This is a genomic window from Dolichospermum sp. FACHB-1250 (assembly GCF_014696335.1).
In the GTDB taxonomy this organism is placed as follows: Bacteria; Cyanobacteriota; Cyanobacteriia; order Cyanobacteriales; family Nostocaceae; genus Dolichospermum; species Dolichospermum planctonicum.
Window position 1 is genome coordinate 1 of record NZ_JACJPZ010000056.1, and the last position, 24,967, is coordinate 24,967.

Below are 24,967 nucleotides of genomic sequence, written 5' to 3' on the forward strand. Positions count from 1 at the left end.
AAACTGCGCAATTCTATATAATATATATATTACACTATATATTACACCTTGTGCGGGCAAGATGCCCGCACCACAAGAGTTTTATCATTAATATCTGTACTTTGTGAATATCGGGAACTGCGCAATTCTATATAATAAATATATATACTACACTATATATTACACCTTGTGCAGGCAAGATGCCTGCACCACAAGAGTTTTATCATTAATATCTGTACTTTGTGAATATCGGGAACTGCGCAATTCTATATAATAAATATATATACTACACTATATATTACACCTTGTGCAGGCAAGATGCCTGCACCACAAGAGTTTTATCATTAATATCTGTACTTTGTGAATATCGGGAACTGCTGTATGTGCAAAAATTTCCTTTTCTTCTGCCTCTGCGACCTCCGCGCTTCTGCGTGAACTATAATAAAAGGGTTTTCAAAAGTAAATCTAAATAAATCCGTTTTAGAGGATGTTTTTCAAGATTAGCCATAAATGGCCATTTTCTTTTAAAACATCCTTTAACAAAAATCAGTTATCCGAGTATCAGCAGTTATGTATCTGTTGAAGCTGAATACTGATTATTGCCAGGGTGAGGGGATAGGTGTAGTAGAAATCACCTTTTCTGCCATTAACCTGACGGCGCTTCTGCCACAATTTGGACATTCTACCTCTAAATACTGCGAAGATGATACGTCTACCTCAGATAATATCCCTTGTTTGCAGTGCCAACACTCACAAATCACTCTACACACTGGTTGGTTACAGTCAAGAATCTTAACGTGCTGAAAATTTTGAGATTCACTGTCTGGTTTCCTGGGTTTAGGGAATTTTTTGATTTCTTGAACTTCCATCATCTTACCATCTAACTGCAAGTATGTTTAGAGCTTTTGGAGCTTAGTTAATCCTTTCCTATCTTACAACTATGCACCAATGATCTGGTCATTGGTGATTGGTAATTGGTAATTGGTAATTGGTCATTTTTGCCTATTTACCAACTAATGCAGGTTCTCTCACGGATTGCTGCAACAGTTGGGTATATAGTTTATCTAGCTGACTAGCTACACCATGCCAGCTAAATTTATCACTAACACGCTTTTTAGCTGCTTTTCCTAATTCTTGCTGCCATTGAGGATCACTGAGAATTTGATCAATAGCATGATTAAAAGCAGGGACATTTTGTGGTGGTACTAATAAACCAGTTTCTTCATTAACTACGGTAAATTGCAGGCCACCGACATCACTAGCGACTACAGGTGTACCACAGGCCATGGCCTCGATAGCTACAAGTCCAAAGGGTTCGTAGTGACTAGGAACTACACAAACATCCGCTGCGGCGTAATAAGATGGTAATATCTCTCGGCTCAAACAGCCTGGTAAAGACGTACATTCGTCCATGCCCAACTCGTTAACAATTCCTGCTATGCGATCGCGTTCCTTAGCATCACTATTACCTGGTGTACAACCACCACCAATAATCAATTGCAATTGTTTCGACTCATAGAATTTAGATTCCCCTACTGCTCGCACTAAGGTTTCTATGCCTTTCCGGGGGTCAAATCTACCTACATATAACACCACTTTAGTTTCTGGAGCAATTTCTAATCTGGTTCTGGCTGCTTCTCTGGTCACTGAACCAAACTGCTGAATATCTGTACCACAGGGAATAATATCAATTTCCCCTTTTTGGGAAACAAGCGATCGCATATGTTCCTGTTCTTGGGGACTAGTGGCAACAATTCTTTCTACTGTTTCTAATATTTCTTTTTCCACTAATAAACGTTGACTTGCTACCAGCGGAATATTTTCTATGGTCTTGTATTTGATCACTCCTAAGGAATGGTAGGTATGAACCTGTTTAATTCCTTGCCTTTTTTTCAATTCCATTCCTACCCAACCAGATAACCAATAGTTAGTATGAACCAAATCATAATTAATCCCCGCTTCTTTCTGGAATTTTATTAACTGATCTACAAATTCTGGTAAATACTGAAAACCATGATCTCTTGGCACAAATTCCACAGGACCTGCTGTTAAGCGAATGGTCCGACAATTAGAGCTATGTTCTACTGTCGTTTCTTGATCAGCACTGACTCTCCTGCTAAACATATCCACTTGCCATCCTAGCTGTGCCAGGGCTTCACCCACTTGACGGACATAAACATTTTGTCCTCCTGCCTCTTCTCTACCTATTTCAATTGCTGGATCACCGTGAACTGAAATTAAGGCAATGTGTTTTTTTGTGGTAGCTTTCATAGATTTGTGATTTTCCTAATTTTAACAAGATAGAAGTGAGTTTTAAACTTGTGCTTATTAAACTGAAATCTGTGTTTTTTGGGAACTTTGAATGATTAATATTCTATTTTGATTATTGCCAAAATATTGGTTAACCTCTCCCACATTCTATATTTAGATTTAATACCTTCTATAGATAGAAATATCTATCTTTTTACATTGAAAACCAAATATTATCTATCATGATATACTAGTTAGACCATGATAAAACCTATCTCAAGTCGCAACGCTGCATCCTCTTAGATATTTCTAATTCATGATTTGCGCGTTTCAAATAATTACAATAATTTCCATCAAACCAAATACAACAAAGTTAAATCCCTGAAAACATCACTCCAATTGCCATCATGTTCAAAAAGCACTAATTTAATTTAGCCAAGTGTGTTCACTTATACTATTATTATATTTCCATAAGTTTTGTTACGTTAGCTACAGTTTTCGCAAAAAATTCCAAATTTTGTGTAATTATGCTCTCAAGCCTGAAAAAACCCCAAAAACTAAGCAGTGCAAATAACCATGTCTGGCTACCTGCACTGCTTGTTAAGGGGATTTGGGCTTTACCTGGAGACAAAATAAATTCCTACAGGCTCAACTAGTCATACTAATCACAGCACTTATGTGTAATAACTTGTATAATAACTCAAGTTGCTAGTTATCTAGTTGAGACTGGTAATGGGTAATGGGTAATGGGTAATGGGTAATGGGTAATTGGTGATAAAACCCCTGTTTTCATCCTGTTTATCCTTTAATCTTGGACATTCTGATTCTGACAATGTGCCTAACTAGCAAGTTACGTTAATAACTAAATTTGGATCTATATAAATGCGCTTATTCTTAATAATATAGTATTTGTAATATCATATATATATTGTAGAAGCAATTCATGAATTATAGATACGTTAATATAACCATAACTTCCTTTTCAGACTAGCTTTCCAGGAAGTCGGTATGCTAAACAGCTTTAAGAATAATTCTTAAAGCGTATTGATTAAACAAACAATCTAGTTGGTCGCTTGTGCAGCCAACATTTCCTTGAGCTTTTCTAACTCCGCCGCCCAACGGGGATCTGGACGAATTGCTTCAGTTTCAACATTTGCAGCAGTCTCACGCGCACTGCTGCCGCCGCCACCACCGCCGCGTCGAGATTTCTTGCTTTTCTCCCGACGGCCGCCTTCTTTATTGCTGCTAGGAACGGGGGCGCTAGTACCTTGAAGAACTGGTTTGGGGGTTTGTGGTTGTTCTTCACCACCTTCTTCACCTTTAGTTCTTGGTAAAGCCTTTTCTAACTTGATGGGTGTGTCTTTAAACAATTGACCATTATATTTTTCAATAATTTGATCTGCTTGTTCGTCATTATTCACTGTCAAAAAACCGAAGCCACGACATTTGCCTGTTTTCCGGTCTTTAATTAGTTTAGTGGTGACACCATCTCCTTCTTCTGCAAAAACAGCTTGCAACTCTTGACGATCTATTTCTTCTTTGGGCAGATTTCCTATATATAGGCGAATTGACATGGACTATACCTCCAGATTGGGAATAAACAGATAAACAGAGCAAGACAAAAAAAACAATCAATTGGCTTTGGCTTTTGAATAGATACTATGGACTAAAACCACCACAAACCAATTTTTCAATCCCAACTATCAACTTATAGAATACAGTTTTTTATTGGGATCAAGCTTATTTGGCACGAAAGCACAACTGCACTCGTGGGTTAATATCACCTTAATTTTTGGAATTGTAAATTTAATAGCCAATTATCCACCACAGTAAATTCATTCTTCTTAATTCTTGCCCGCAGAATAAAATACCATTAGTTAACATTATCATGGTATTTCCTATGTAGCTAGTTCCGCAGAAACTTTTCCGCCAACAGCTAAAGGCCGATATTATGATCTCATCGTAGCATGAAACACATTTTAAGGGAAGAGGCAAGGGGAAAAATTTTTTACTAATAATAACGGACAACGGACTAATGACCGACCAGCACAATATAAGCACCCCAACCTTGAACTAAAATGGCAATGGCCAGCATCCAAATAGAATGAGGGCTATTGATTTTTTTGCCATCTTGAGTTTCTAGGCTTTGGATATCTATCCAGGGAGTCCCTCCGCGTCTTAACCAACCTCTAACAACAATCTGTTTACCAATTAGGTCTTGAGGGTGGAATGACTTTCCTAACCCGGGAAGATGATGTAATTTCATTAAACCTTGGCTAGATTGAAGCATCAGGTCTGGTGCTAGACAATTACCAATTCCAGGACGGCCTAATAGTTTACCAGTCAAACGGACTTTAATGCTATCAATTGGTAAAATGGACGGATCTGCAAGTAGGCTGATCAGGTTTTCGTTTTTGTGGACGTTAACATCTCTAATCTTGGGAAATAAAGCATTTATCTGTATCATTGTGCCAATGCTAAAGCCAATTAACACAAAACCCAGGACAAAATACCAGTCGTCATAGATCCACTTGAAGTTTAACAACTGCATAGCATAAGCTGTTTGCCAAAGTAACCAAGTTAGACCAGCCAATATAACACCCAGCGGGATTCCCAACCAAGGGGCAATTTGTAATAAAAAAGATTGGGGACGGATTACAATCGGCTGTTGTGGGGTTATTTGGTACAATTCTGTGTTTAAATGCCAGTAGCGAGCTATTTGACAAAGACGTTCAATGCGATCGCCCATTAAGGGATGACTACTATTAATTGTCAACCATTGGCGATAGGGATGAAAGTTTTCCCACTGGAAAAATGATTCAAGGGGTAGATGACCAGCTATACTACCTAAAACTATGCTATGTTGATATGCAACGGGAGCGAGGAGATTCAGGCTTTCTAATTGCCAACTGGTATGTTCTTTGAGGTTGATATCATGAGCCACACCAATGGAAATTTTTAGTAATGCCCGAATTAGTCCGTTGGGATTGCCAGTAATTTCTGCAGCTTGGCGATCGCTATGATAAAGCCTGAGTCGGGAATTTAGCAAGGCTGTACCAGTCAGAAGAAACCAAATTCCGTAAGTAATAGCCGCTAAAACTGTGGCTGGCCAACGCCAAATTTTACTTTGGCAAATTTTACTGTGATGTTGATTTGCCGAAAGTGATATTTGCTGATATAATCCATAAAATGGTAGGGTAACTAACAGGATTAGGGACATGACCACAAAATCCCAACGCCCAATTTGCCCTAAAGTTAAAGCATAGATGGCAGCTATTTCATCATTGGCCAACTGTTCTAATAAACCTTGACTAACAGTTATTCTCGCTGTGCGGGGTAGGTTGCCATAACTAATGATTATGGGGGCAGAAATTGGTAAGATTCTCAGTTGGGGACAAGGCCAGCGTCGCTGTTGACAGGTACGTTGTAATACCCTCAGTGTCTCCCGACTATAGGAATTTAATTTCTCCTTGGATAACCTTTTCTGAGCCAAAAATTTTCCCAGTAACCAATCGAGTAACCAAGGAGATAATACCATGAGGATGAGGAATAATCCTAGCATCAAGAAACTAGGATCATGATATAAAACCTGGGGAGGCTGTAAGTATGGCAATTTATATAGAATTTGGGCAATTAAACCCAATACTAGTTTAAACATTTCTTTGCACATCCAAAATAGTGCTATAAATGTCAAACAGGCAATTAGTTGTGAGTAAATGAAATTAGGTTTGGAAAGAGGTTGCCATACTTTAGCTCGTCTAGCTTGCCGCCAATAAATGCTAACTGGTTTGATATTGTTATGGTTATCAGCACCAACATAACCATTTTGCGGCTGTTGTCGGGAAGGGTTTACACTGGAAACAGGTATATTATTCGTTGATGAAGATTTTTGCCTCCGTTTTTTGCTTTCATATAGGTGTTCAAGAGCGCGTATAGACCACTCTTGAACTTGGGGGTGGTTACTAGAAATCAAATTTTGGCACAGAGCGATCGCTTTAGAGACCTCACCTGTGCGAGCATAGGACATAACTAACCCAACTTGTGCCTGTAAATAAATCCTGTCTTGGTTTTGAACTTTGGCCAGTGGTTCAAGATTAGCTATTGCTGTGTGGTAATTTCCCTGCTTAAGGGCAGCTAAACCAGCCTGTAAACATGATTCAGCGTGAGAAGGCATAGAAAATTTGGTACTCCAATCTGTTTTAGGTGACAAAAGCACGCTTATTGAGATACCCTGGTAATTTAAAATGCAAAATTTTGAAGATGGTAATAGGTAATTGGTAATTGGTAATTGGTAATGGGTAATGGGTAATGGGTAATTGGTAATTGGTAGTTCTTGCCTATTTCCCCTGCTTTAGGTTTCAATTGTTTGTTGATGAGAAAAAACAGGAGCAATAGCAGTTAATCTCAACTCTGGATGATCACCCTCTAACTGTTGACAATTCCATTCGTTGCGGAATAATAATACTGGTCGTCCCATACTATCTTTAACAGTAGTAGTATTGAACAAACGTCCTACCTGCTTTAAAGCTTCCCAACCCCCTTCGACCCAACGCGCAACACTGTAGGGTAATGAATCCAAAATAGTTTCTACACCATACTCATTTTGTAAGCGGAACTGTACCACTTCAAATTGCAACTGACCAACAGCCGCTAAAATCGGTTCACGCTTGGCTTCATCAATTGAATACATAATTTGTACAGCACCTTCTTCTCGCAATTCGGAAACACCTTTTTGAAACTGCTTAAATTTAGAAGGGTTGGGGTTTCTCAATGTAGCAAACAATTCCGGCGAAAAATAAGGGATTCCCTCATATTCTAGCTTTTGACCTGTGTAAATTGTATCACCAATCGCAAAAACACCTGGATTGTTTAAACCAATTACATCCCCCGGATAAGCAACATCAATAGATTCCCTTTCTTGAGCAAACAATTTTTGGGGACGGGATAAACGGACAGCTTTACCAGTTCGGGCATGATTTACTGTCATATCTTTTTCAAACTTACCTGTACAGACCCGGACAAAAGCCACTCTATCTCGGTGTTTGGGGTCCATGTTGGCTTGCAGTTTGAAAATAAATCCTGTAAATTCTGGATAAGTAGGAGGAATATCCCCGACGCTGCTGCTGTGTGTTCCTGGTTTGAGAGCAAAGTTAAGAAAATTCTTGAGAAATAATTCTACCCCAAAATTGGTCATAGCACTACCAAAAAACACGGGGGTCATTTTGCCAGCGTGTACCAAGTCTAAATCTAGTTCTGGACAAACTCCTTCTAAGAGTTCTAATTCATCTTTAAGTTGGTGGTAAAGTTCCTTTTCTAATAATGCCTCAATTTTACTATCGCCTATATCTATGATAGTTTGCTTTGCTTCCCGACTACCGTGGGCGCTACGTTCAAATAAATGAATTTGCTGTTGTTGACGGTCAAAAACTCCTTTAAAGCGATCGCCCATACCAATAGGCCAATTCACTGCATAGGTCTGTAATCCCAATTCTTTCTCAATCTCATCTAATAATTCTATCGGTTCTCTGCCCGGACGATCAAGTTTATTCACAAAGGTAAAAATCGGGATGCCCCGAAGTTTACACACTTCAAACAGTTTCCGCGTTTGTGGTTCTAAACCCTTTGCCGCATCTATCAGCATGACTGCATTATCAGCCGCTGCTAAAGTCCGATAAGTATCTTCACTGAAATCTTGGTGTCCAGGAGTATCAAGTAAATTAATTTGACAATTAGAATAGGCAAATTGTAATACCGTTGAAGTTACGGAAATACCCCGTTGTTGTTCCATTGCCATCCAGTCAGAAGTCACTTTCCGCTGGTCTCTTCGCGCTTTTACCGCCCCCGCTTCATGAATCGCACCTCCGTATAATAATAGTTTTTCAGTTAAAGTAGTTTTACCAGCATCAGGGTGAGAAATAATCGCAAAGTTGCGACGTTGTTCCACCGCTTGACCTAGTTCTGCTTGTAGTTCAATGGACATATATGTAATTTCTTTCTAACTTCACTAAATTTAGTCTTTTTCAGGACTAGGAATCAAAAAAATTGTCAATAGTTGGGTTGACACACTTATCCAGGACCCAGGTATGCTGTTGAGCATTTAATGATCATTTAAATTGTATAACCTAAAATCAGTCTAACTCTTGTGGGGTGAACATCCCTGTGCATCCTAATGTATAAATAATGTATAAATTAGGTGCATTTTAGCTTACTTGACAAATACCGGACTTTTCTCTATTATATATTTATGGTGGGAATATGTGCGCCCATATATATTAAACAATATATTAAACAATATATTAAACAATATATTAAACAATATATTAAACAATATATTAAACAATATATTAAACATATCCATAAATATATCATATATACAGCAAGTAGCTTTGAGTGAGGTACACTTTGTGCAGGCAAGATGCCCGCACCACAAGAGTTTTATTATTAATATCTGTACTTCATAAGATCGGGAACTGCTGTAAGTAATTTGCGTTTTGATCACTTCAGAAAAATACTGACCTCACAGGTGCGATAATGTCAAGTGGGTAAGTCAGAAACACTTTTAATGAAAGAGCCAAAAGAGATAGATATTATGACTCGTGAAGTAATTCGTACTGATAAAGCACCTGCACCTGTTGGACCATATAATCAAGCAATTCTCGCTTCTGGACAAATGTTGTTTGTGGCTGGACAAATTGCTATAGATCCTAGTTTGGGTGATGTTGTTTATACAGAAGATGTAGTTAAGCAAACGGAACAGGTAATGAGCAATATTGAGGCTATTTTGACACAAGCAGGAGCTACATTTGCAGATGTGGTCAAAACTGGTGTATTTTTAGCTGATATGAATGATTTTGCTGCTGTAAATGCGGTTTATGCAAAATATTTTTCTGAGGATACAGCCCCAGCGCGTGCTTGTGTAGAAGTGTCGCGTTTACCTAAAAATGTGCTGGTAGAAATTGATTGTATTGCGGTAATTGGTGGTTAATTATATGGTGGGTAATACCCACCCTACTTTTAATTTTCTGGTTCGATACCTAATGCTTTTAATTGGGCCGCTAGTTTGTCCGCACGTTGTTTTTCTTGTTCCGCACGTTGTTTTTCTTGTTCAATTTCTTGTTGTTTTTGTCCTACTAATTCTGAACTCCACAACAATAAATTTCCCTGTTCGTCCCACAACCTTAACCATTTACCAGTTAAGTTTTCTTTTGTCCCTTCCCATATACCAAGATAAAGATTCATTTCCTCTATCCAGTAACGTTGGTTTTCATGAGGAGTCTGCAAAGTGTACAAACCTGTATTAGAGTTTAACTTATAAAACTCTAAACTAGCGCTATCTGGTTCAAAAATAGCATAATTTGGGACTTTTAAGATTTTTTCATAAAAAAACCATTTTCCAGGTGGATAAGTTGGTTTACTGGAATATTCTGTTCCGTCTGTATCAGAAATAAATTCCATCACAATAACCGGAATATCTCCCTGGAGTTGGGGTGTATAACTACGAAAGACCTCTTTTTTAGTTACCCGAATTTCCGGTATATAAGCCCAATCAGGGGCTTTAATGACAATTTTGCCATTTACAGTGGCACAGATGGCGTAGTTGGTCGGTGTGAGACAATTAGGGGGAAGTTTACCGGCTAGTTGGAGGCTTTCTGTCAGGGCTGTGGCTTGGGCTGGTTGGTAGATGTTGTCCACTGGATCATCTGGGAGAATATAATCATCGGGTAGTTTTTCCCAAGTGATTTGGTAGGCTTGGGTAGCAATGATCATGATGGGGTTTTCCTGTATTCAGGTTGTAAATTCTAGTTTAACCAATTTTATAAATCCCGTCTACACAGACAAAACCCACCTTACAGTTATAGGACTTATGCAAGTGTCACACCAAAAATCTGTTGTAGGGTGCTTTACTACTGCATAAATCCTGCAAATAAACAGATTGTTGATACAGCAAGTAGCTTTGAGTGAGGTACACCTTGTGCGGGCAAGATGCCCGCACCACAAGATTTTTATCATTAATATCTGTACTTGAGAATATCGGAAACTGCTGTATCTGACGCACCTTACCAATGTGCTAGTTGCATAAATCCTGAGTTAATTTCTTAATGATAAACTCTCAGGTATTCTTTAAATATGGGGAATATAGTAAATAATTTTTCATCATTTTCTAACTTGGTTAATAAAAATCTTCTTGTTAATGATTGTAACCCGTTTATTATATCTATTGATGACAATGATAAGCAGTTTTTGATCTCGTCTCTAGATATGGGTTGATGATTTTGACTGATTTTTAATAATATCTCTTTTTCAATATCTGATAATCTCAACCATATTGAATCAAACTCGGTTTTAAAGTCCGCTGTTAAAATTAAAATATTTTCTTTGAGAAATTCTGATACTTCACCCTGAAATACATCTTTAATCAGGATACTAATATACTGTAAATATTTAGGATGACTTTCATATAGTTTAATCAATTCTAACCAATTTTCCTGATTTTTTAAGCCTGTATTTTGTAAAATATCTGCATGATTTAACCCTGATAATTCTAGGGAGTGGGTTGGGTAAATTTCCTGGTCTAAGGATATCATTTCTTGACATTTTTCCTGACTAATGAGAATTAAACAACTTTGATGTTCAATTTCTGTGATCATTTGCAAAAAGATTTGATAGTCTTGATATTCAGGTTGATATTTTCCAGCAAATTGACGATTAATAAAAATATTTTCTAAATCATCTAAAATAATTAAACATTTCTGATTTCTAAATATATCAAATAATTGTTTTAATTTATCATCTATAGGTTGTTTAGCTTCCTGTTGACAAACATTTAATAAATCATCAATAAGTAAATTTAGGGATTTAGGAAATTTTAAACTTCTCCAAATAATGACCTCAAACTTATCTAAGTTCAAATCAACAAATCTTTTGACAAGGCTAGTTTTACCAATTCCAGGTAATCCTAATATTGAGATTAAATGAGTGTTTTGATTGACAATAAAATCAAATATCAATTCTAATTCTTTTTCTCGTCCATAAAAACGAGTAATTTTAGGAGATACAGTTAAATCATGGTAATAAGATTTAGATTGTTTTGTATTATGATCTTCTGGATAATGATTTGATATTTGATTATTAGAACACCAATTAATACTACTGTTTTCAAAATTAATTATTTTAGAGTTTATAACTCTTTCTATAGTCCAACAAAAATTAGATTTATTAACCTCTTGACCTAAACCGTCCGATAACATTTTAAATAACTTCCTACTCTCGTCACCAATATAACCCTCATCATAGTCATAAATACTGGCAATTTGTCTATAGGTTTTACCATTAAATAGTTCCTCAATAATCTTTTTTTGTAAATCATCTAAATGTTTATCAGTCTGTGTAAATACTAAGTGATCAACAAATTGTAAAATTTCTGTAACATTCATAAAACCGAGCTTAGGTAATATTTTTAGCCATTATAACTCAATTTGTTGGCAATTTATCAGGTATTTTCAGGTATTTTCTTAATATTCTGTAACAAAACATCAGGTAATATCAAGCATTTTCTGAGATGACAAAAAAGTCATTTAGTATAAAACTGATTAATCAGGAGTAATTGAAGCAAAAATAATTGCAGGAAAACAATGGTTAACCAACTTTATTATGGGGACAATTTAGAAGTTTTAAGACGTTACATAAAAGATGAGTCTGTGGACTTATGTTATATTGATCCTCCCTTTAATTCTAAACGGAATTACAATCAAATTTATAATAATATCGGTGCAGAAGATAAAGCACAAGCGCAAGCATTTATTGACACTTGGGAATGGGATGATCACGCTATTCATGGAATAAATGAAATTCTCATTAATTATCATGGTTTATTTACTCAACAATGTATTGCTTTAATTACAGGTTTGAGTAATGTTTTAGGAAAAGGAAGTTTACTAGCTTATTTAGTGAGTATGACTTTAAGGATAACAGAAATTCATCGCGTTTTGAAACCTACGGGGAGTTTTTATTTACATTGTGATCCTACTGCGAGTCATTATTTAAAGTTGATTTTAGATGCTGTCTTTTGTTCTCAGAGAGGTAATTATATTAATGAGATAATTTGGTGTTATGAAACTGGTGGAAGATCGAATAATTTTTATCCTAGAAAACACGATACAATTTTTTATTATTGTAAATCAAGCAATAGGCTATTTAATGATAATTTAGTGCGATTGAAAAGAGATACTTCAACTATGCACGAACCAGTTCTAGAAGATGAATTTGGTCATAAATATCAAAGAAATGTTAAAAATGGTAAAGAATACAGATACTATTTAGATAAAGGTGTATTACCTAATGATTGGTGGATAGATATTCAAGCTCTTAATCCTTCTGCAAAAGAACGTTTAGGATACCCAACACAGAAACCAGAATCATTATTAGAAAGAATAATTAAAGCCAGTTCTAAGGAAAATGATATAGTATTAGATGCCTATTGTGGATGTGGTACAACCGTAGCAGTGTGCCAAAAATTAGATAGACAATGGATAGGAATTGATATTACCTATCAAAGCATTAGCTTAATCTTAAAAAGATTAGAAGATAGTTTTCCAGGAGTTTTAAAAACCATTAAACTTCATGGTATTCCTAAAGATATAGAAAGTGCAAGAGCATTAGCAAATAAAACAGATGATCGCACTCGTAAAGAATTTGAAAAATGGGCAATATTAACTTATACTAATAATAAAGCAGTCATTAACGCTAAAAAAGGTGCAGATAAAGGTATAGATGGAATTGTTTATTTTCAAGGTGATAAAAATGACCCAGAAAAGATAATTTTTCAAGTTAAATCTGGTAAAGTTAAATCGGGAGATATCCGAGATTTACTAGGAACAATGACCCTAGAAAGTGCTAGTCTAGCCATATTTATCACCCTGGAAGAACCTACTAAAGATATGCTAAAAACCGCAAAATCTGCTGGTTTTTATCAGAGTAAATACATGAGTCATAGTTGCGATAAAATCCAAATCGTCACCATTAAAGAGATAATTGAAGATCAACAAAGATTAAATATTCGTTTAAGTTATGAAGTTCTCAAAAGTGCAGAAAAACAAAAAGAAGTAAGAGTGAATCAAATAGAGTTAGATATTTAACTCAAGTTGCTAGTTATCTAGTTGAGGTTGGTAATGGGTAATGGGTAATGGGTAATGGGTAATTGGTAATGGGTAATTGGTAATGGGTAATTGGTAATTGGTAATGGGTAATTGGTAATGGGTAATGGGTAATTGGTACTTTTTATTCATCTTTATAAAAATAAACTTTAAGTAGGTTGGGTTGAGGTAACGAAACCCAACATTTATGATTAAAATACCCAACATTTACAGCAAGTAGCTTTGAGTGAGGTATACCTTGTGCAGGCAAGATGCCTGCACCACAAGAGTTTTATTATTAATATCTGTACTTCATAAAGTCGGGAACTGCTGTATGATTTTTATCTTGCGTTTATGATCAAAATTGTTCCATAAAAAGTTTAAAACCCCCCTCCAGGACTGGAAAGGGGTTAATTGTTACTACTGAAAACTCAATTCCAGTAATGCTTAATAAGCGTCCTGTAATTCGTAAAAATCAGGTGAAATGTAATCTTTCCGCAAAGGCCAACCTACCCAATCTTCTGGCATCAAAATCCGCTTTAAGTTAGGATGACCTTCATAGAAGATACCATACATATCATAGCTTTCCCGTTCTTGCCAGTCCGCTGTTTTCCAAATCCAGTAAACTGAGGGGACAACGGGATTTTCCCTCGGTAAAAACACTTTTACTCTGATTTCTTCAGGACGGTCAGCATTATCGCTAACTTTGAGTAAATGATAAACACTTACTAGGTCTTCTCCCGCTCCCAAGTCAATACCCCCCTGAAACTGGAGGTAATTAAACCCATAAGCATACAAAGCTGTAGAAATGGGTAGTAGAAAACTTGCAGGGACTTTAATGATCTCTACTCCGTTAGCATCAAGTTCTAAAAACTCATGGGAAAAGCCATTTTCCGTCAACCATTGGGACACTTTACCGGCTTTGACTAGAGACGCTTCTGCTACGGGAACTGGTTTAGATTCTTCAGCCACGCGCTTGTTCCTCCTTCTGGGTCTTTGCTGTCAACAAAGCTGGGGGTACAGCCATACCAATTGCTTCTGTCAATTCTTTGGGAGGATTGAAACGGGTTTCTGACTGCATATACTTACCAGTTAAGATTTCGGGAACTGGCTTCAGATTATGAGTTGTACTGTAGTAACGGTGAACTTGCTTGATGTTATCCCGTTCTTGCATAGAATCGTTAGCGATTTTTTTCCGCAGTTTAATAATTGCGTCAATAATCGCTTCAGGACGAGGCGGACAACCAGGTAAATATACATCTACGGGAATTAGCTTATCCACTCCGCGTACTGCTGTGGGTGAGTCAACGCTAAACATCCCTCCAGTGATTGTACAAGCACCCATGGCAATTACATACTTAGGTTCGGGCATTTGTTCATAAAGACGCACTAATTGGGGTGCCATCTTCATGGTAATTGTTCCCGCAGTGATGAGTAAATCGGCTTGGCGAGGGCTGCAACGAGGAATTAACCCAAAACGGTCAAAGTCAAAACGAGAGCCGATTAAAGCGGCAAATTCGATGAAGCAGCAAGCTGTACCGAATAGTAAAGGCCACAAACTAGAAAGCCGCGCCCAGTTGTAAAGGTCATCAACGGTAGTTAAAATGACGTTTTCTGACAGTTCATGGGTGACTGTAGGGCGTTGAATGGGGTTGATGATTTGTTCTTTGTCTGGGGTGGTAATATTAGAATTTACGACCATTCTAAAGCTCCTTTACGCCACGCGTAAACTAAGGCGATGATGAGTATCGAAATAAAGATTAGGGCTTCGATAAATGCCAATAAACCCAGGCGGTTAAAAGCAACTGCCCAAGGGTACAAAAATACTGTTTCTACGTCAAAAACAACGAAGACCAGGGCGAACATATAGTAGCGAATGTTGAACTGAATCCAAGCACCGCCAATGGGTTCTAGTCCGCATTCGTAAGTAGTCCGTTTTTCTAAACTGTTACCAACGGGTCTAAGGATTTTTGAGGCTGACAGTGCTAGAACTGGAACTAGGCTACACAAGATAAAAAAGCCTAGAAGATACTCGTAACCGCTAAGAACAAACACAATGGTTTTCTACCGCTAATGGTGTAAGGGGATAAGCTATCAGTTATCAGATTTATAGTTTGATCGGTGTTTCCTGATAACTGTTCACTGCAATATATGGATAATGTTCTTTTACATTATATCTTTTAGGGCTTTCCCGAATTTGTATTTACATCCCCTGATTCTATTGAAATCCTTTTAATGAGTGATAGAAAACTCCGGCAATTATGTCATAATTTGTAACGTATATTTAATAATTCCCCTGAAGCGAGACTATAAGCCATGAGTGAACAAGCTGAACAAGCTGTGGAAACTCCAGTATTAGACCGCTACGAGTGTCGTTCTTGCGGTTACGTTTATGAACCTGAGAAGGGAGACGACAAAAGCAATATTCCCCCAGGAACAGTTTTTGCAGAACTACCTGCAAATTGGCGCTGTCCAGTTTGTATAGCTAAGAAAACTGCTTTTGCGAATATTGGACCAACAGGTACGGCCTCTGGTTTTAAGGAAAACTTAGGTTACGGTTTAGGTGTTAATACTCTCACACCAACTCAAAAGAACATTTTGATTTTTGGGGCTTTAGCCCTTGGCTTTTTGTTTTTTATTAGTCTCTACGGACTACAGTAAAAACCGCTATCTTGATTTACCGCAGCGAAAATCTCATTTAACCTGAACTGGAAAACCTCAGTAATACTGATGCAATCAATTGTGAAAAAGTGGCAAGGATTTTTTGCCGCGTTAATAGTAGTTATGGCCTGTATCGGGTGTAGTAGTGTTCCTTCTATTAGCTACAATCCCTGGCAGGTGATTAATGTACCAACAAAGTCGAAATTGCTCGATATTGGCTTTGCTGGTAACTCTCAACATGGTTATTTAGTGGGTGGTAATGCCACTCTTTTGGAAACTAATGATGGTGGTGAGACTTGGCAACCGCTAAAATTAGAATTGGATGATCCTAGATACCGTTTTAACTCTGTCAGTTTTGCGGGTCAAGAGGGCTGGATTGCTGGAGAACCTTCTCTCCTACTCCATACTACTGATGAGGGTAAGTCTTGGTCACGAATCGCTTTAAGCGAAAAGTTACCTGGTAGCCCCATTGCTATTACAGCCATAGGTACAAATACGGCGGAAATGGCCACCGATTTGGGGGCAATTTATCAAACTACAGATGGTGGTCAAAATTGGAAAGCTAATCTGGAAGCGGCATTTGGTGTAGTACGTAACATCGAGCGATCGCCTGATGGTAAGTATATCGCTGTTTCTGCTAAGGGTAGTTTTTACTCGACTTGGGAGCCTGGTCAAAATGCTTGGCAACCCCATAACCGCAATAGTTCCCGTCGTTTGGAAAATATGGGTTTTACTCAGGATGGACAATTGTGGTTATTAGCACGAGGTGGACAGGTTCAATTCAGTGATCCTACTAAACCAGAAGAGTGGCTAGAGCCAGAATATCCAGAGTTGTCCACAAGTTGGGGTTTACTGGATTTGGCTTATCGCACACCTGATGAAATTTGGGTTGGCGGTGGTAGTGGTAATTTACTCAGCAGTGCTGATGGTGGGAAAACCTGGACAAAAGACCGTGATGTAGAAAAAGTAGCGGCTAATTTTTACAAAATTGTCTTCTTTAAGCCCGATCAAGGTTTTATAATTGGCGATCGCGGCGTTTTACTCAAATATAACCCCAAAACAGAGCCAACAGCAGCCCCAGCAGCTTAATTACACCCAACTCAACTGTGGGATGTAACTTAAGTCTCAACTTTGTAGGATAATAAACTCAATCATCGTTTTTGAGAAGGGAGTCAAATAAATGGCAGGTACCACCGGAGAACGTCCGTTTTCTGACATTGTTACCAGTATTCGTTACTGGGTAATTCACAGCATCACCATCCCCGCACTATTTGTCGCCGGTTGGTTATTTGTCAGCACTGGTCTGGCTTATGATGTGTTTGGTACACCCCGTCCTAATGAGTATTTTACTCAGGTTCGTCAAGAAGTACCAATTGTGAAAAACCGTTTTGAAGCAAAACAACAAGTAGAAACCTTTATTGGAAAGTAATTTGACATCATGACTAGCGGTAATAACATCAATCAACCAGTTACCTATCCTATTTTTACAGTCAGATGGCTTGCGGTTCATACCCTAGCTGTTCCTACTGTATTCTTTTTGGGCGCGATCGCTTCAATGCAATTTATTCAACGCTAAGAGTTAATCATGGAAAGAACGCCTAATCCTAATCAACAACCGGTTGAATTAAACCGTACCTCCCTCTATCTAGGACTACTCTTGGTCTTCGTTCTGGGAATTTTATTTTCCAGTTACTTCTTTAACTAACTGGGCTTTTTAACGTCAGTTGCTAGTTAGGTAACAGGTGGCAGAAAATTCTCAACTGACAACTGACAACTGACAACTGACAACTGACAACTGACAATTTTTGTAAGTGAGGAAAAAACTGTGTCTGGAAGTGGAAGAATTCCCCTGTGGGTCGTGGCTACGATCGCCGGTTTAGGTGTAATCACTGTTGTAGGTATCTTCTTTTATGGATCTTACGCAGGAATTGGTTCTTCAATGTAATGCTACCGGAAAAAGGCAGCAATTAAAAATACAAAAGACTAAATTTTTGCTTGATCATCATTTTTGAAATCCTGCTTCAGAAATTACCATAAAAACCGCCTACCTCATAGAGATAGGCGGTTTTGTTAGTTTTTAAATAAGTAATTAGCGCAAAAACTAAGTAACTAATTACCCATAGCTGAATTAAGCAATATCTTCGCTTTCAATGTATGAAAACAAAAACGCGAAAATTACTGCTGGTAAAACTAAGCCAGTGAGAGGAACGAAAATAGAAGGTAAAAAGGAGGAATAAGCCAACACAGTGGGCAAAAATGAACTTGACATGATGATAAAGTCCTGTAAAGTCTGACTACAATTCAAATTGAGCTTACTGCAAAATCTTCCTTAATTTCCTAAATCATCAAGATTTTTAACAGAAGTTACCAAAAAATGCGGTTTAGCGGTTTTGATAGTAAGCTACTATTTGCTTAAATCTTTGTCTATCTTCCTCAAGAGCGTCCGGTAGCCACGAAATCCATAAACCAGCAATTTGACTTTCGTTGTAATCAAACTCTAAAGATGTTTGGGAAATTAATCCCACTTCTACTCCTGCCAACTGATTTAGATGCGCTGCTATTTCTCGATATACCGCTAACGGTAAACCAGGAAATTCTATTTTCTCTTGCATCTCCATATCTATAAATCTCTCACAAAATTTTCCTGCGGGTTTGGCATCACAATATAATTACTAACAGATACTTTAGTTACAGGTTTAGATTCAGGTTTAGATTCTTCCGCAGGTTTTTCCGTTTCAAACCCAACAAACCCTAGTTTCCAAAAAAAACCAAGCAGCACGTTGTTAGTAATGTGCTTCTTGGTTAAGGGAATTACACAAATAAATTCTTCAGTAAGGCAGGTAAGATGCCTATTTTCCAAACATATTGGACTGGAAGATTTTTTTGATTTTGTATTCCCCAATATGTATTTTATACACACACTCATGGATGTATATTAGGGTACTAACTTACCAAAATCTGGATAGATTTTTACACCTCCATGAGGTTGTATAAATATTAAATCAGTAATTTAGGCACGAGGCTCAATCCGACCGTAGAACAAACCACGAATCTTCACTTCTTTAGGTTCACCTGCGCCCAAATCTGTATCAGAAGGTTGTTCACTTTCAAAAGTCCCAGCGATTTCACCAGAAGTGTTATCAACTTTGGCTACTTGCAAAGAAATTTTGCCATTGAGAATTTCTGCCCGCTTGACGTTAGTACGGGTTAATTCCTCCTCATCAGCTTGGGCTGGTAAAGCCACAGCATTATCATAGCCACTAACAACACCACGACCTTTAGGATCTAAGAAAGCAGCACCACGATAGGAAGGGACTTTAAAAGTTCCTTCAAAGTCAGTGGATGTATTGATGCTAGTTAAATTAGGTTGTGTTTGTGCGACTAAATTTTTGATGGTAAATAAGAAGGGTACTAGTTCACCACCGGGAAGCTTAACGGTGATAGCTTGGAAGTCAAGACCATCTTCTTCTGTAAAAGTCAAGCTATTATCTGAGTTGACAGTTAGCTTACCTTGTACTTGGTCAATGCTAGAAGTATATCTGGTCATAACTTTACCAGGGACAAATTCTGCTTCTTGACGTTTGTTAGCAGGTTCTTCTTTAACAAAGAAATTCGTTGGTTCTAAACAAAGTTCTTTGATGGAGTATGTTACGTTGGGAGCAACTGCAATAGAACCACGACTAGTTTCTGTCAGTTGGGGGCATTTGTTAGCCAACCCAGTGCCGCGAATTTGTTCGTAAGTGAGGACATCACTCACGCTGGTAGAGGGCGCATCACTGCACGCGGTGATTAGTCCCAAGCATAAAGCGAAGAAAGCAACAATTAAAGCGCGATACCTCATGGTCAACCTCAATCTCAAAAATTAATATCTAAGTTGTCAAACTGCTTTACTAAACGTACTTAAACGCATTGCGTTCCTGAGTCTAGAATTCAAACCATAGACTAAGCAGCGAACCGCATCCATGTCCGATTATGTATGTGTTGCCAGTACATACAATAAAGGTATTTGGATAAGGAAATTAGCCAGATCATACGACTTTTTTTAACTCAAAATCAAAGCACTCTAGTGGTTAAATCCTGCTGTAATACAGCACAGATTATGGAAAATCCTTCTCTACCTTACCACCAAGGATTCTCATTACCTGAGAATAGCCAGAAAGATATATAGCCTATTTTAGGTTTATGAGGATATTATGCCAGTTGCGTAACTTTTCCAGTATCCTATTAGTTTTATGGAGTAGAACCTTTCATGGAGCATGATCAAAATTTGGCATCTAAGGATAAATCCTGGCAGCTACAGGCGATTTCCAGCGCGGTGAAAGATGTAGCTGCAACCTGCCAGGGAGATGTAATTGCTATACTGGCTGTGTTACGTCATTTAGAACAATTGCACAGAGAAATTCGGGATGGGGTGTTTCAGGAAAATTTGCCCGATAATCGCCAAAGACTATATTCATTGCTCAGAAATATTGAGTCTGAGGGAGGTTGGCCTTATATCGCCAGAATGCGAATACAAGCTTTGTTAGTGAATTTGTCGGAGTGTGCTAGTGATGAGGATACTCTTCCCAGCCACACTCATGATGTTTTTCAATCCCCAGAATAGATTAGCGTTAAAAGTTAAAAATTGTTGTTGTGAAAGGGGAAGGGGGAAGAGGCAAGAGGGTTTGAAACGGTAATTTTACTTTTCTTTAGATACTGCGGTTTTTTGCCCCTCTCTACGGAAAGTAATATCTTAATGTAAATTAATTTAAATTAATGTAGCTTTATGAAACCAAAGGCTGTACTAAATTAACCGTAGACTGGGACTGTTGGCAAAAGCTAATTTTCTGGAAAATGCCCATGATATGGCATAAATTTGATTGCTCGTATAAGCGAACTCAATATACAAAATAAATTCGATTGTTACTCACAAGGAGTTGAGATGGCTGGGATATTATCAGTTGCTCGGACAAATTTAGCTCAACGTCGGCAGAAATTACGCCGTCAGCGACAAATCAAAGTTATTCAGGCTATTTGGCGAACAGTTGCCGTGACTGGAATGGCCTCGGCCTTGTTATGGGTGGCAATTCAACCAATGTGGGTATTAAAGGATTCCCAGCAAATAGTTATAAAATCCGGTGCCAAAATCGAGCCGACTCAAAAGGATATTTATTCACTGTTAGGATTATCCTCCCCTCAGTCTTTATGGCGAATTGAACCTTCCGTAATTGCCGACTCTTTAAAAAAACAACCAAATATTGCCGAAGCCACCGTTAGTCGTCGTTTGTTTCCACCTGGTTTAATTATTGAAATCCAGGAACGAGTTCCTGTGGCCATAGCCCAAATACGTAAAAAGCAACCCGCCACTAGTTGCACAGATGCGCCTTCTGCTCCGGGAAAGTCTGCTGATGTTAAGCCTTGTGTACAAAACAACAGTGCGGCTAATAAGCAAAGTGAACTAGGTTTACTAGATGCTAGTGGGATCTGGATGCCCATGGCTAAGTATATGTCAATGAATCCTCAAAGGGAATTACCCCAGATGATGGTGATTGGTTCTCCCACACAATATAGGCCATTCTGGACTCAACTTTATGAAGCTATTCGTCAAAGTTCTCTCAAGGTGACGGAAATTGATTTTCAAGATCCCACAAATTTAATTTTGAGGACTGAATTAGGAATTGTGCATTTAGGTAGCCCTAGCAACAAATTACCTGAACAAATTCAGGTACTTGAGCGAATGCGTCATTTAGGGACTCAATTTAATCCTAGTCATATGGATTATATTGATCTAAAAAATCCTGCCATGCCATTAGTACAGCTGAATCAAAAAAAACCAGCCTTAGAGATCAAAAAATCGACACAACCGAATACAAAACCAATCCTCAACCACTAAATACTGACATTTTCTTAAATTAAACTGCTGTGACTAATTTTATATTTTGGCAAATTGGCAAATTGGTGTACATTATACATATAGATGTACGATTTTCCAGTCATTAGTTAAAAAATCATGGTCAGGGTTGTAAAATCAATATCTGAAAAACATTCTGAAAAAACATGAGGAGGTGATTAAAAATTATTGGTAGGACTAAAGTCTATCGCAAAGCTAAGTGACCAGTTAAATATTCTATGTGAAGTAGTGCCAGCAGCTTTATGCCTATCCTTAGGCATGAGATAAATAAACATCTATGCTTTTTTGGAACTATACTTTTTAGGAATAGGGGAGAGTTAGCAACATTAACGTTTAGTATTATATACTAAACAGCTAATTATTTTATTTCACAAATCCACCAATAAAAGAGCCAGCAAGACCAACAGAATTTATACAGCAGTAATCAAAACTACTAGTCCATTTTAAAACGCCATGACCATTTTACAGCAAGTATTTCACTTTGAACCGTGACTTTTGTTGTTTATGCCAAAGTTAAATTTTATGCCTGAATCAGCGAGTAATTACTAGATATAGTCTACAACATCATGGTAGGCTGGTAAATAGTAAAAACAATAAAATACGATGCCAATAAATTCTGGCAACGTCAAAATATAGTTGACTGTTAAGTAAATCACACCGATAAAAGTCGTTTATCTATCCTTCGCAAATCCAATGACATTTGATAATAACCAAGGGCTAATCTATAACTCTCAAGCTGGAAACCAACCAGGATTCTCTCTGGCAGTTAACGCCACTAATCCTTTTAATAATTCTTCTTTAAACTTCACCCAAGGTCAAGATCATAAGAGAATTTCTACTGAAAGTAGGAGTATTGGTGAAATTGTTCCGGGTCGTGTTGCTAACATCAAGGTGATTGGTGTCGGTGGTGGTGGTGGTAATGCTGTCAACCGCATGATTGAGTCTGATGTGTCTGGAGTAGAGTTTTGGTCAATTAATACTGATGCTCAAGCTTTAACTTTAGCCGGCGCTCCTAGTCGTTTACAAATTGGGCAAAAGCTAACGAGAGGTTTGGGTGCAGGGGGAAATCCCGCTATTGGTCAAAAGGCAGCGGAGGAATCTCGTGATGAAATTGCTACTGCTTTAGACGGTGCAGACTTGGTATTTATTACTGCTGGTATGGGTGGGGGAACTGGTACAGGTGCTGCCCCAATTGTGGCGGAAGTAGCTAAGGAAATGGGCGCTCTCACCGTTGGTGTGGTGACTCGGCCGTTTATCTTTGAAGGACGCAGACGCACCAGCCAAGCGGAACAGGGAATTGAAGGCTTGAAAAGTCGAGTTGATACATTGATTATTATTCCTAATAATAAGCTGTTGGAGGTGATTCCTGAACAAACTCCTGTCCAAGAAGCTTTCCGCTATGCTGATGATGTGTTACGTCAAGGTGTGCAGGGTATTTCTGATATTATTACTATTCCTGGTTTAGTAAATGTTGACTTTGCTGATGTGCGGGCTGTTATGGCTGATGCGGGATCGGCTTTGATGGGAATTGGTGTGAGTTCAGGTAAATCTAGAGCTAGAGAAGCTGCGATCGCTGCAATTTCTTCACCTTTGCTAGAATGTTCTATTGAAGGTGCTAGAGGAGTTGTGTTTAATATTACTGGTGGTAGTGATTTAACTCTTCATGAGGTGAATGCTGCTGCGGAAACAATCTATGAAGTGGTTGATCCTAATGCCAATATTATTTTTGGAGCGGTAATTGATGACAGACTCCAGGGAGAAGTGAGAATTACTGTGATTGCTACTGGCTTTACTGGGGAAATTCAAGCCCCTTCAGTGCAAACTGTCGTTACTCCTAGAGTGGTTACACCTACTCCCATTCCTACTACTACCAGAAGACCTGCACCACTACAACCACCTGTTAATAATCCGCCCCCAGTTGCAGAACCACCCAAGGAAAAACCCTCTTTGGATATTCCTGACTTTCTGCAAAGACGACGGACACCTCCCAGAAATTAATTCAAGTTGTCTGGATTGGTAACATACCAAAATCTCTATAAACCTTTATTAAGAAAGGTTTAGAGTTGTTACGCACAATTTTTTATTCTCAATAAGAATTGTGTAATGTCTATATTTTCGTTGTTTATTGCGACTAAAGATATGTTAATAAACCAAATTATCCTTGGAAATTCTCCTTTTAATTTCTCTCTATAACTGGGTTTTATAATCTTTAATCCTGAGTAGAAAAACCAGATCCCCGAATTTTAGTATTGATTCAGCATTCATTAGACATCTCCGAAAAATATTGTAGAGACGTTCCATGGAACGTCTCTAAAAGGGTTGTAAGTCACGCACATTTAATTACCGGAGATGTCTATTGATATCATTAAAGAAAAAACGGGGATCTTGCATCTATTGTAGCTTGATTAAACTCCTTAAGTTACAGCAAGTAGCTTTGAGTGAGGTACACTTTGTGCGGGCAAGATGCCCGCACCACAAGAGTTTTATCATTAATATCTGTACTTCATAATATCGGAAACTGCTGTATGACAACTTCATAACCATTATGTCCGACTTTAATCACGACATCAATAACTGCATTCAAGACTTACAAGAAAATCTTAAAAGTGGTGGAGAACGCAGTCATTACCCCAGCCTAAAACGTCTCATTGAGGGTTTAATGATGGGGATTAATGCTAGAATTGAAGAAAAAGGTAATCAAGCAGGAATACCCGATTTAACTATCAGAAAAAATGAGCGGATTTTAGGATATATAGAAGCTAAAGATATTAATATTGATTTAACTAAAATCGAAAAAACACCACAACTCAAACGTTATTTAGAATCAAATATTGGTGACAATTTGATTTTAACTAATTATCTAGAATTTCGGTGGTATGTAAACGGAGAATGTGAAAAAACTGCTAAACTAGCTGATTTAAAATCAGGTAAAATTATTTTAATTAATGATTTACAACCAATTAGAGAATTACTACAATTATTCCTAAATCAAAAAGCCAAAGATATTAATAATTATTACGATTTGGCTAAAGAAATGGCAGCTTATACTAAAACC

At 37.8% G+C, this 24,967-nt stretch carries 25 protein-coding genes and 1 pseudogene; 12 read left to right on the forward strand and 14 right to left on the reverse strand.

From position 1 onward, the window contains the following. Positions 1-575: 575 nt before the first annotated feature. From H6F39_RS20810 to H6F39_RS16895, 5 genes are all read right to left on the reverse strand, one after another. Positions 576-848, reverse strand: coding sequence for a hypothetical protein (locus tag H6F39_RS20810; protein WP_071604789.1), 273 nt, complete (start codon positions 846-848; stop codon positions 576-578). A 133-nt stretch (positions 849-981) separates the two neighbouring features. Beyond that, positions 982-2,250 (reverse strand): glycosyltransferase family 1 protein, encoded by a 1,269-nt coding sequence (locus tag H6F39_RS16880; protein WP_137909208.1) that lies wholly within the window; start codon positions 2,248-2,250, stop codon positions 982-984. Between the two features lie 1,040 nt (positions 2,251-3,290). Beyond that, a complete protein-coding gene (locus H6F39_RS16885) occupies positions 3,291-3,803 on the reverse strand; it encodes an RNA-binding protein (RefSeq protein ID WP_137909207.1) in 513 nt (170 codons plus the stop codon). A 458-nt stretch (positions 3,804-4,261) separates the two neighbouring features. Then, positions 4,262-6,403, reverse strand: a complete 2,142-nt coding sequence (locus H6F39_RS16890; RefSeq protein WP_190397092.1) for a M48 family metalloprotease — start codon at positions 6,401-6,403, stop codon at positions 4,262-4,264. Between the two features lie 177 nt (positions 6,404-6,580). Then, positions 6,581-8,209 carry a peptide chain release factor 3 gene (locus tag H6F39_RS16895; RefSeq protein ID WP_190397093.1) on the reverse strand — a complete coding sequence of 543 codons (1,629 nt, stop codon included), beginning with the start codon at positions 8,207-8,209 and terminating at the stop codon, positions 6,581-6,583. A gap of 609 nt (positions 8,210-8,818) precedes the next feature. Between H6F39_RS16895 and H6F39_RS16900 the strand changes: the two genes are divergently transcribed. Beyond that, the gene (locus H6F39_RS16900) at positions 8,819-9,214 is read left to right on the forward strand and encodes a RidA family protein (RefSeq protein ID WP_028090292.1); all 396 of its coding nucleotides are present in this window, start codon (positions 8,819-8,821) and stop codon (positions 9,212-9,214) included. 29 nt (positions 9,215-9,243) lie between these two features. Here the strand turns inward: H6F39_RS16900 and H6F39_RS16905 are convergent, their stop codons facing one another. Beyond that, positions 9,244-9,996, reverse strand: coding sequence for a Uma2 family endonuclease (locus H6F39_RS16905; protein ID WP_190397094.1), 753 nt, complete (start codon positions 9,994-9,996; stop codon positions 9,244-9,246). 329 nt (positions 9,997-10,325) lie between these two features. Beyond that, a complete protein-coding gene (locus H6F39_RS16910; protein ID WP_190397095.1) occupies positions 10,326-11,663 on the reverse strand; it encodes an NB-ARC domain-containing protein in 1,338 nt (445 codons plus the stop codon). Positions 11,664-11,861: 198 nt separating this feature from the next. Here H6F39_RS16910 and H6F39_RS16915 point away from each other — a divergent pair, with 198 nt between their 5' ends. Further along, positions 11,862-13,364 carry a DNA methyltransferase gene (locus H6F39_RS16915; RefSeq protein ID WP_190397096.1) on the forward strand — a complete coding sequence of 501 codons (1,503 nt, stop codon included), beginning with the start codon at positions 11,862-11,864 and terminating at the stop codon, positions 13,362-13,364. Positions 13,365-13,373: 9 nt separating this feature from the next. On the opposite strand, the gene H6F39_RS16920 is transcribed toward H6F39_RS16915, so the two are convergent. The 4 genes from H6F39_RS16920 to H6F39_RS16935 all read right to left on the reverse strand — a co-directional run bounded on the left by H6F39_RS16920 (position 13,374) and on the right by H6F39_RS16935 (position 15,416). After that, a complete protein-coding gene (locus tag H6F39_RS16920; protein ID WP_190397097.1) occupies positions 13,374-13,514 on the reverse strand; it encodes an alpha/beta hydrolase in 141 nt (46 codons plus the stop codon). A gap of 294 nt (positions 13,515-13,808) precedes the next feature. Continuing rightward, complete coding sequence (locus H6F39_RS16925; protein WP_137909200.1) at positions 13,809-14,333, reverse strand: NAD(P)H-quinone oxidoreductase subunit J; 525 nt, start codon at positions 14,331-14,333, stop codon at positions 13,809-13,811. Continuing rightward, a complete protein-coding gene (locus H6F39_RS16930) occupies positions 14,326-15,063 on the reverse strand; it encodes an NADH dehydrogenase subunit K (protein WP_028082864.1) in 738 nt (245 codons plus the stop codon). The genes H6F39_RS16925 and H6F39_RS16930 overlap by 8 nt, the downstream gene beginning before the upstream one ends. Further along, entirely contained in the window at positions 15,054-15,416 is a 363-nt protein-coding gene (locus H6F39_RS16935; protein ID WP_137909199.1) for an NAD(P)H-quinone oxidoreductase subunit 3, read from the reverse strand. Before H6F39_RS16935 ends, H6F39_RS16930 begins: the two co-directional genes overlap by 10 nt. A 261-nt stretch (positions 15,417-15,677) precedes the next feature. Between H6F39_RS16935 and H6F39_RS16940 the strand changes: the two genes are divergently transcribed. From H6F39_RS16940 to H6F39_RS16965, 6 genes are all read left to right on the forward strand, one after another. Next, on the forward strand, positions 15,678-16,022 hold the full coding sequence (locus H6F39_RS16940; RefSeq protein ID WP_137909198.1) for a rubredoxin: 345 nt from the start codon (positions 15,678-15,680) through the stop codon (positions 16,020-16,022). A 69-nt stretch (positions 16,023-16,091) separates the two neighbouring features. After that, positions 16,092-17,111 carry a photosynthesis system II assembly factor Ycf48 gene (locus tag H6F39_RS16945; RefSeq protein ID WP_190397098.1) on the forward strand — a complete coding sequence of 340 codons (1,020 nt, stop codon included), beginning with the start codon at positions 16,092-16,094 and terminating at the stop codon, positions 17,109-17,111. A 91-nt stretch (positions 17,112-17,202) separates the two neighbouring features. Continuing rightward, positions 17,203-17,451, forward strand: a complete 249-nt coding sequence (psbE, locus tag H6F39_RS16950) for a cytochrome b559 subunit alpha (RefSeq protein ID WP_028082860.1) — start codon at positions 17,203-17,205, stop codon at positions 17,449-17,451. 9 nt (positions 17,452-17,460) lie between these two features. Then, positions 17,461-17,598 (forward strand): cytochrome b559 subunit beta, encoded by a 138-nt coding sequence (gene psbF / locus H6F39_RS16955; protein ID WP_011318656.1) that lies wholly within the window; start codon positions 17,461-17,463, stop codon positions 17,596-17,598. Positions 17,599-17,607: 9 nt separating this feature from the next. Next, positions 17,608-17,727 (forward strand): photosystem II reaction center protein L, encoded by a 120-nt coding sequence (locus H6F39_RS16960; RefSeq protein WP_015081482.1) that lies wholly within the window; start codon positions 17,608-17,610, stop codon positions 17,725-17,727. Between the two features lie 120 nt (positions 17,728-17,847). Next, positions 17,848-17,967 carry a photosystem II reaction center protein J gene (locus H6F39_RS16965; RefSeq protein ID WP_071604787.1) on the forward strand — a complete coding sequence of 40 codons (120 nt, stop codon included), beginning with the start codon at positions 17,848-17,850 and terminating at the stop codon, positions 17,965-17,967. Between the two features lie 183 nt (positions 17,968-18,150). On the opposite strand, the gene H6F39_RS16970 is transcribed toward H6F39_RS16965, so the two are convergent. From H6F39_RS16970 to H6F39_RS16980, 3 genes are all read right to left on the reverse strand, one after another. Further along, positions 18,151-18,291, reverse strand: coding sequence for a photosystem I reaction center subunit VIII (locus H6F39_RS16970; protein WP_071604786.1), 141 nt, complete (start codon positions 18,289-18,291; stop codon positions 18,151-18,153). A gap of 112 nt (positions 18,292-18,403) precedes the next feature. Beyond that, positions 18,404-18,640: a hypothetical protein gene (locus tag H6F39_RS16975; protein ID WP_137909196.1), complete on the reverse strand. Its 237-nt coding sequence runs from the start codon at positions 18,638-18,640 to the stop codon at positions 18,404-18,406. A gap of 392 nt (positions 18,641-19,032) precedes the next feature. Beyond that, positions 19,033-19,863: a photosystem II manganese-stabilizing polypeptide gene (locus tag H6F39_RS16980; RefSeq protein WP_137909195.1), complete on the reverse strand. Its 831-nt coding sequence runs from the start codon at positions 19,861-19,863 to the stop codon at positions 19,033-19,035. A gap of 408 nt (positions 19,864-20,271) precedes the next feature. Between H6F39_RS16980 and H6F39_RS16985 the strand changes: the two genes are divergently transcribed. The 4 genes and pseudogenes from H6F39_RS16985 to H6F39_RS17000 form a co-directional block, all read left to right on the forward strand. After that, positions 20,272-20,625, forward strand: a complete 354-nt coding sequence (locus H6F39_RS16985; protein ID WP_137909194.1) for a hypothetical protein — start codon at positions 20,272-20,274, stop codon at positions 20,623-20,625. Between the two features lie 318 nt (positions 20,626-20,943). Then, a complete protein-coding gene (locus H6F39_RS16990; protein ID WP_137909193.1) occupies positions 20,944-21,894 on the forward strand; it encodes a cell division protein FtsQ/DivIB in 951 nt (316 codons plus the stop codon). 711 nt (positions 21,895-22,605) lie between these two features. Then, positions 22,606-23,910 (forward strand): cell division protein FtsZ, encoded by a 1,305-nt coding sequence (gene ftsZ / locus H6F39_RS16995; protein WP_137909192.1) that lies wholly within the window; start codon positions 22,606-22,608, stop codon positions 23,908-23,910. 547 nt (positions 23,911-24,457) lie between these two features. After that, positions 24,458-24,967: pseudogene (locus H6F39_RS17000) on the forward strand (N-6 DNA methylase); the annotation flags it as partial.

Excerpts from the sequence above, each read along its gene's own strand:
- H6F39_RS16880 (WP_137909208.1), bottom strand. The coding sequence starts at position 2,250 with ATGAAAGCTACCACAAAAAAACACATTGCCTTAATTTCAGTTCACGGT.
- H6F39_RS16970 (WP_071604786.1), bottom strand. The coding sequence starts at position 18,291 with ATGTCAAGTTCATTTTTGCCCACTGTGTTGGCTTATTCCTCCTTTTTA.
- H6F39_RS16910 (WP_190397095.1), bottom strand. The coding sequence starts at position 11,663 with ATGAATGTTACAGAAATTTTACAATTTGTTGATCACTTAGTATTTACA.
- H6F39_RS16890 (WP_190397092.1), bottom strand. The coding sequence starts at position 6,403 with ATGCCTTCTCACGCTGAATCATGTTTACAGGCTGGTTTAGCTGCCCTT.
- H6F39_RS16895 (WP_190397093.1), bottom strand. The coding sequence starts at position 8,209 with ATGTCCATTGAACTACAAGCAGAACTAGGTCAAGCGGTGGAACAACGT.
- H6F39_RS16990 (WP_137909193.1), top strand. The coding sequence starts at position 20,944 with ATGGCTGGGATATTATCAGTTGCTCGGACAAATTTAGCTCAACGTCGG.
- psbF (WP_011318656.1), top strand. The coding sequence starts at position 17,461 with ATGACTAGCGGTAATAACATCAATCAACCAGTTACCTATCCTATTTTT.
- H6F39_RS16905 (WP_190397094.1), bottom strand. The coding sequence starts at position 9,996 with ATGATCATTGCTACCCAAGCCTACCAAATCACTTGGGAAAAACTACCC.
- H6F39_RS16960 (WP_015081482.1), top strand. The coding sequence starts at position 17,608 with ATGGAAAGAACGCCTAATCCTAATCAACAACCGGTTGAATTAAACCGT.
- H6F39_RS16900 (WP_028090292.1), top strand. The coding sequence starts at position 8,819 with ATGACTCGTGAAGTAATTCGTACTGATAAAGCACCTGCACCTGTTGGA.
- H6F39_RS16885 (WP_137909207.1), bottom strand. The coding sequence starts at position 3,803 with ATGTCAATTCGCCTATATATAGGAAATCTGCCCAAAGAAGAAATAGAT.
- H6F39_RS16915 (WP_190397096.1), top strand. The coding sequence starts at position 11,862 with ATGGTTAACCAACTTTATTATGGGGACAATTTAGAAGTTTTAAGACGT.
- H6F39_RS16980 (WP_137909195.1), bottom strand. The coding sequence starts at position 19,863 with ATGAGGTATCGCGCTTTAATTGTTGCTTTCTTCGCTTTATGCTTGGGA.
- H6F39_RS16985 (WP_137909194.1), top strand. The coding sequence starts at position 20,272 with ATGGAGCATGATCAAAATTTGGCATCTAAGGATAAATCCTGGCAGCTA.
- H6F39_RS16940 (WP_137909198.1), top strand. The coding sequence starts at position 15,678 with ATGAGTGAACAAGCTGAACAAGCTGTGGAAACTCCAGTATTAGACCGC.
- H6F39_RS16930 (WP_028082864.1), bottom strand. The coding sequence starts at position 15,063 with ATGGTCGTAAATTCTAATATTACCACCCCAGACAAAGAACAAATCATC.
- H6F39_RS16920 (WP_190397097.1), bottom strand. The coding sequence starts at position 13,514 with ATGAATAAAAAGTACCAATTACCCATTACCCATTACCAATTACCCATT.
- H6F39_RS16945 (WP_190397098.1), top strand. The coding sequence starts at position 16,092 with ATGCAATCAATTGTGAAAAAGTGGCAAGGATTTTTTGCCGCGTTAATA.
- psbE (WP_028082860.1), top strand. The coding sequence starts at position 17,203 with ATGGCAGGTACCACCGGAGAACGTCCGTTTTCTGACATTGTTACCAGT.
- H6F39_RS16975 (WP_137909196.1), bottom strand. The coding sequence starts at position 18,640 with ATGGAGATGCAAGAGAAAATAGAATTTCCTGGTTTACCGTTAGCGGTA.
- H6F39_RS20810 (WP_071604789.1), bottom strand. The coding sequence starts at position 848 with ATGGAAGTTCAAGAAATCAAAAAATTCCCTAAACCCAGGAAACCAGAC.
- ftsZ (WP_137909192.1), top strand. The coding sequence starts at position 22,606 with ATGACATTTGATAATAACCAAGGGCTAATCTATAACTCTCAAGCTGGA.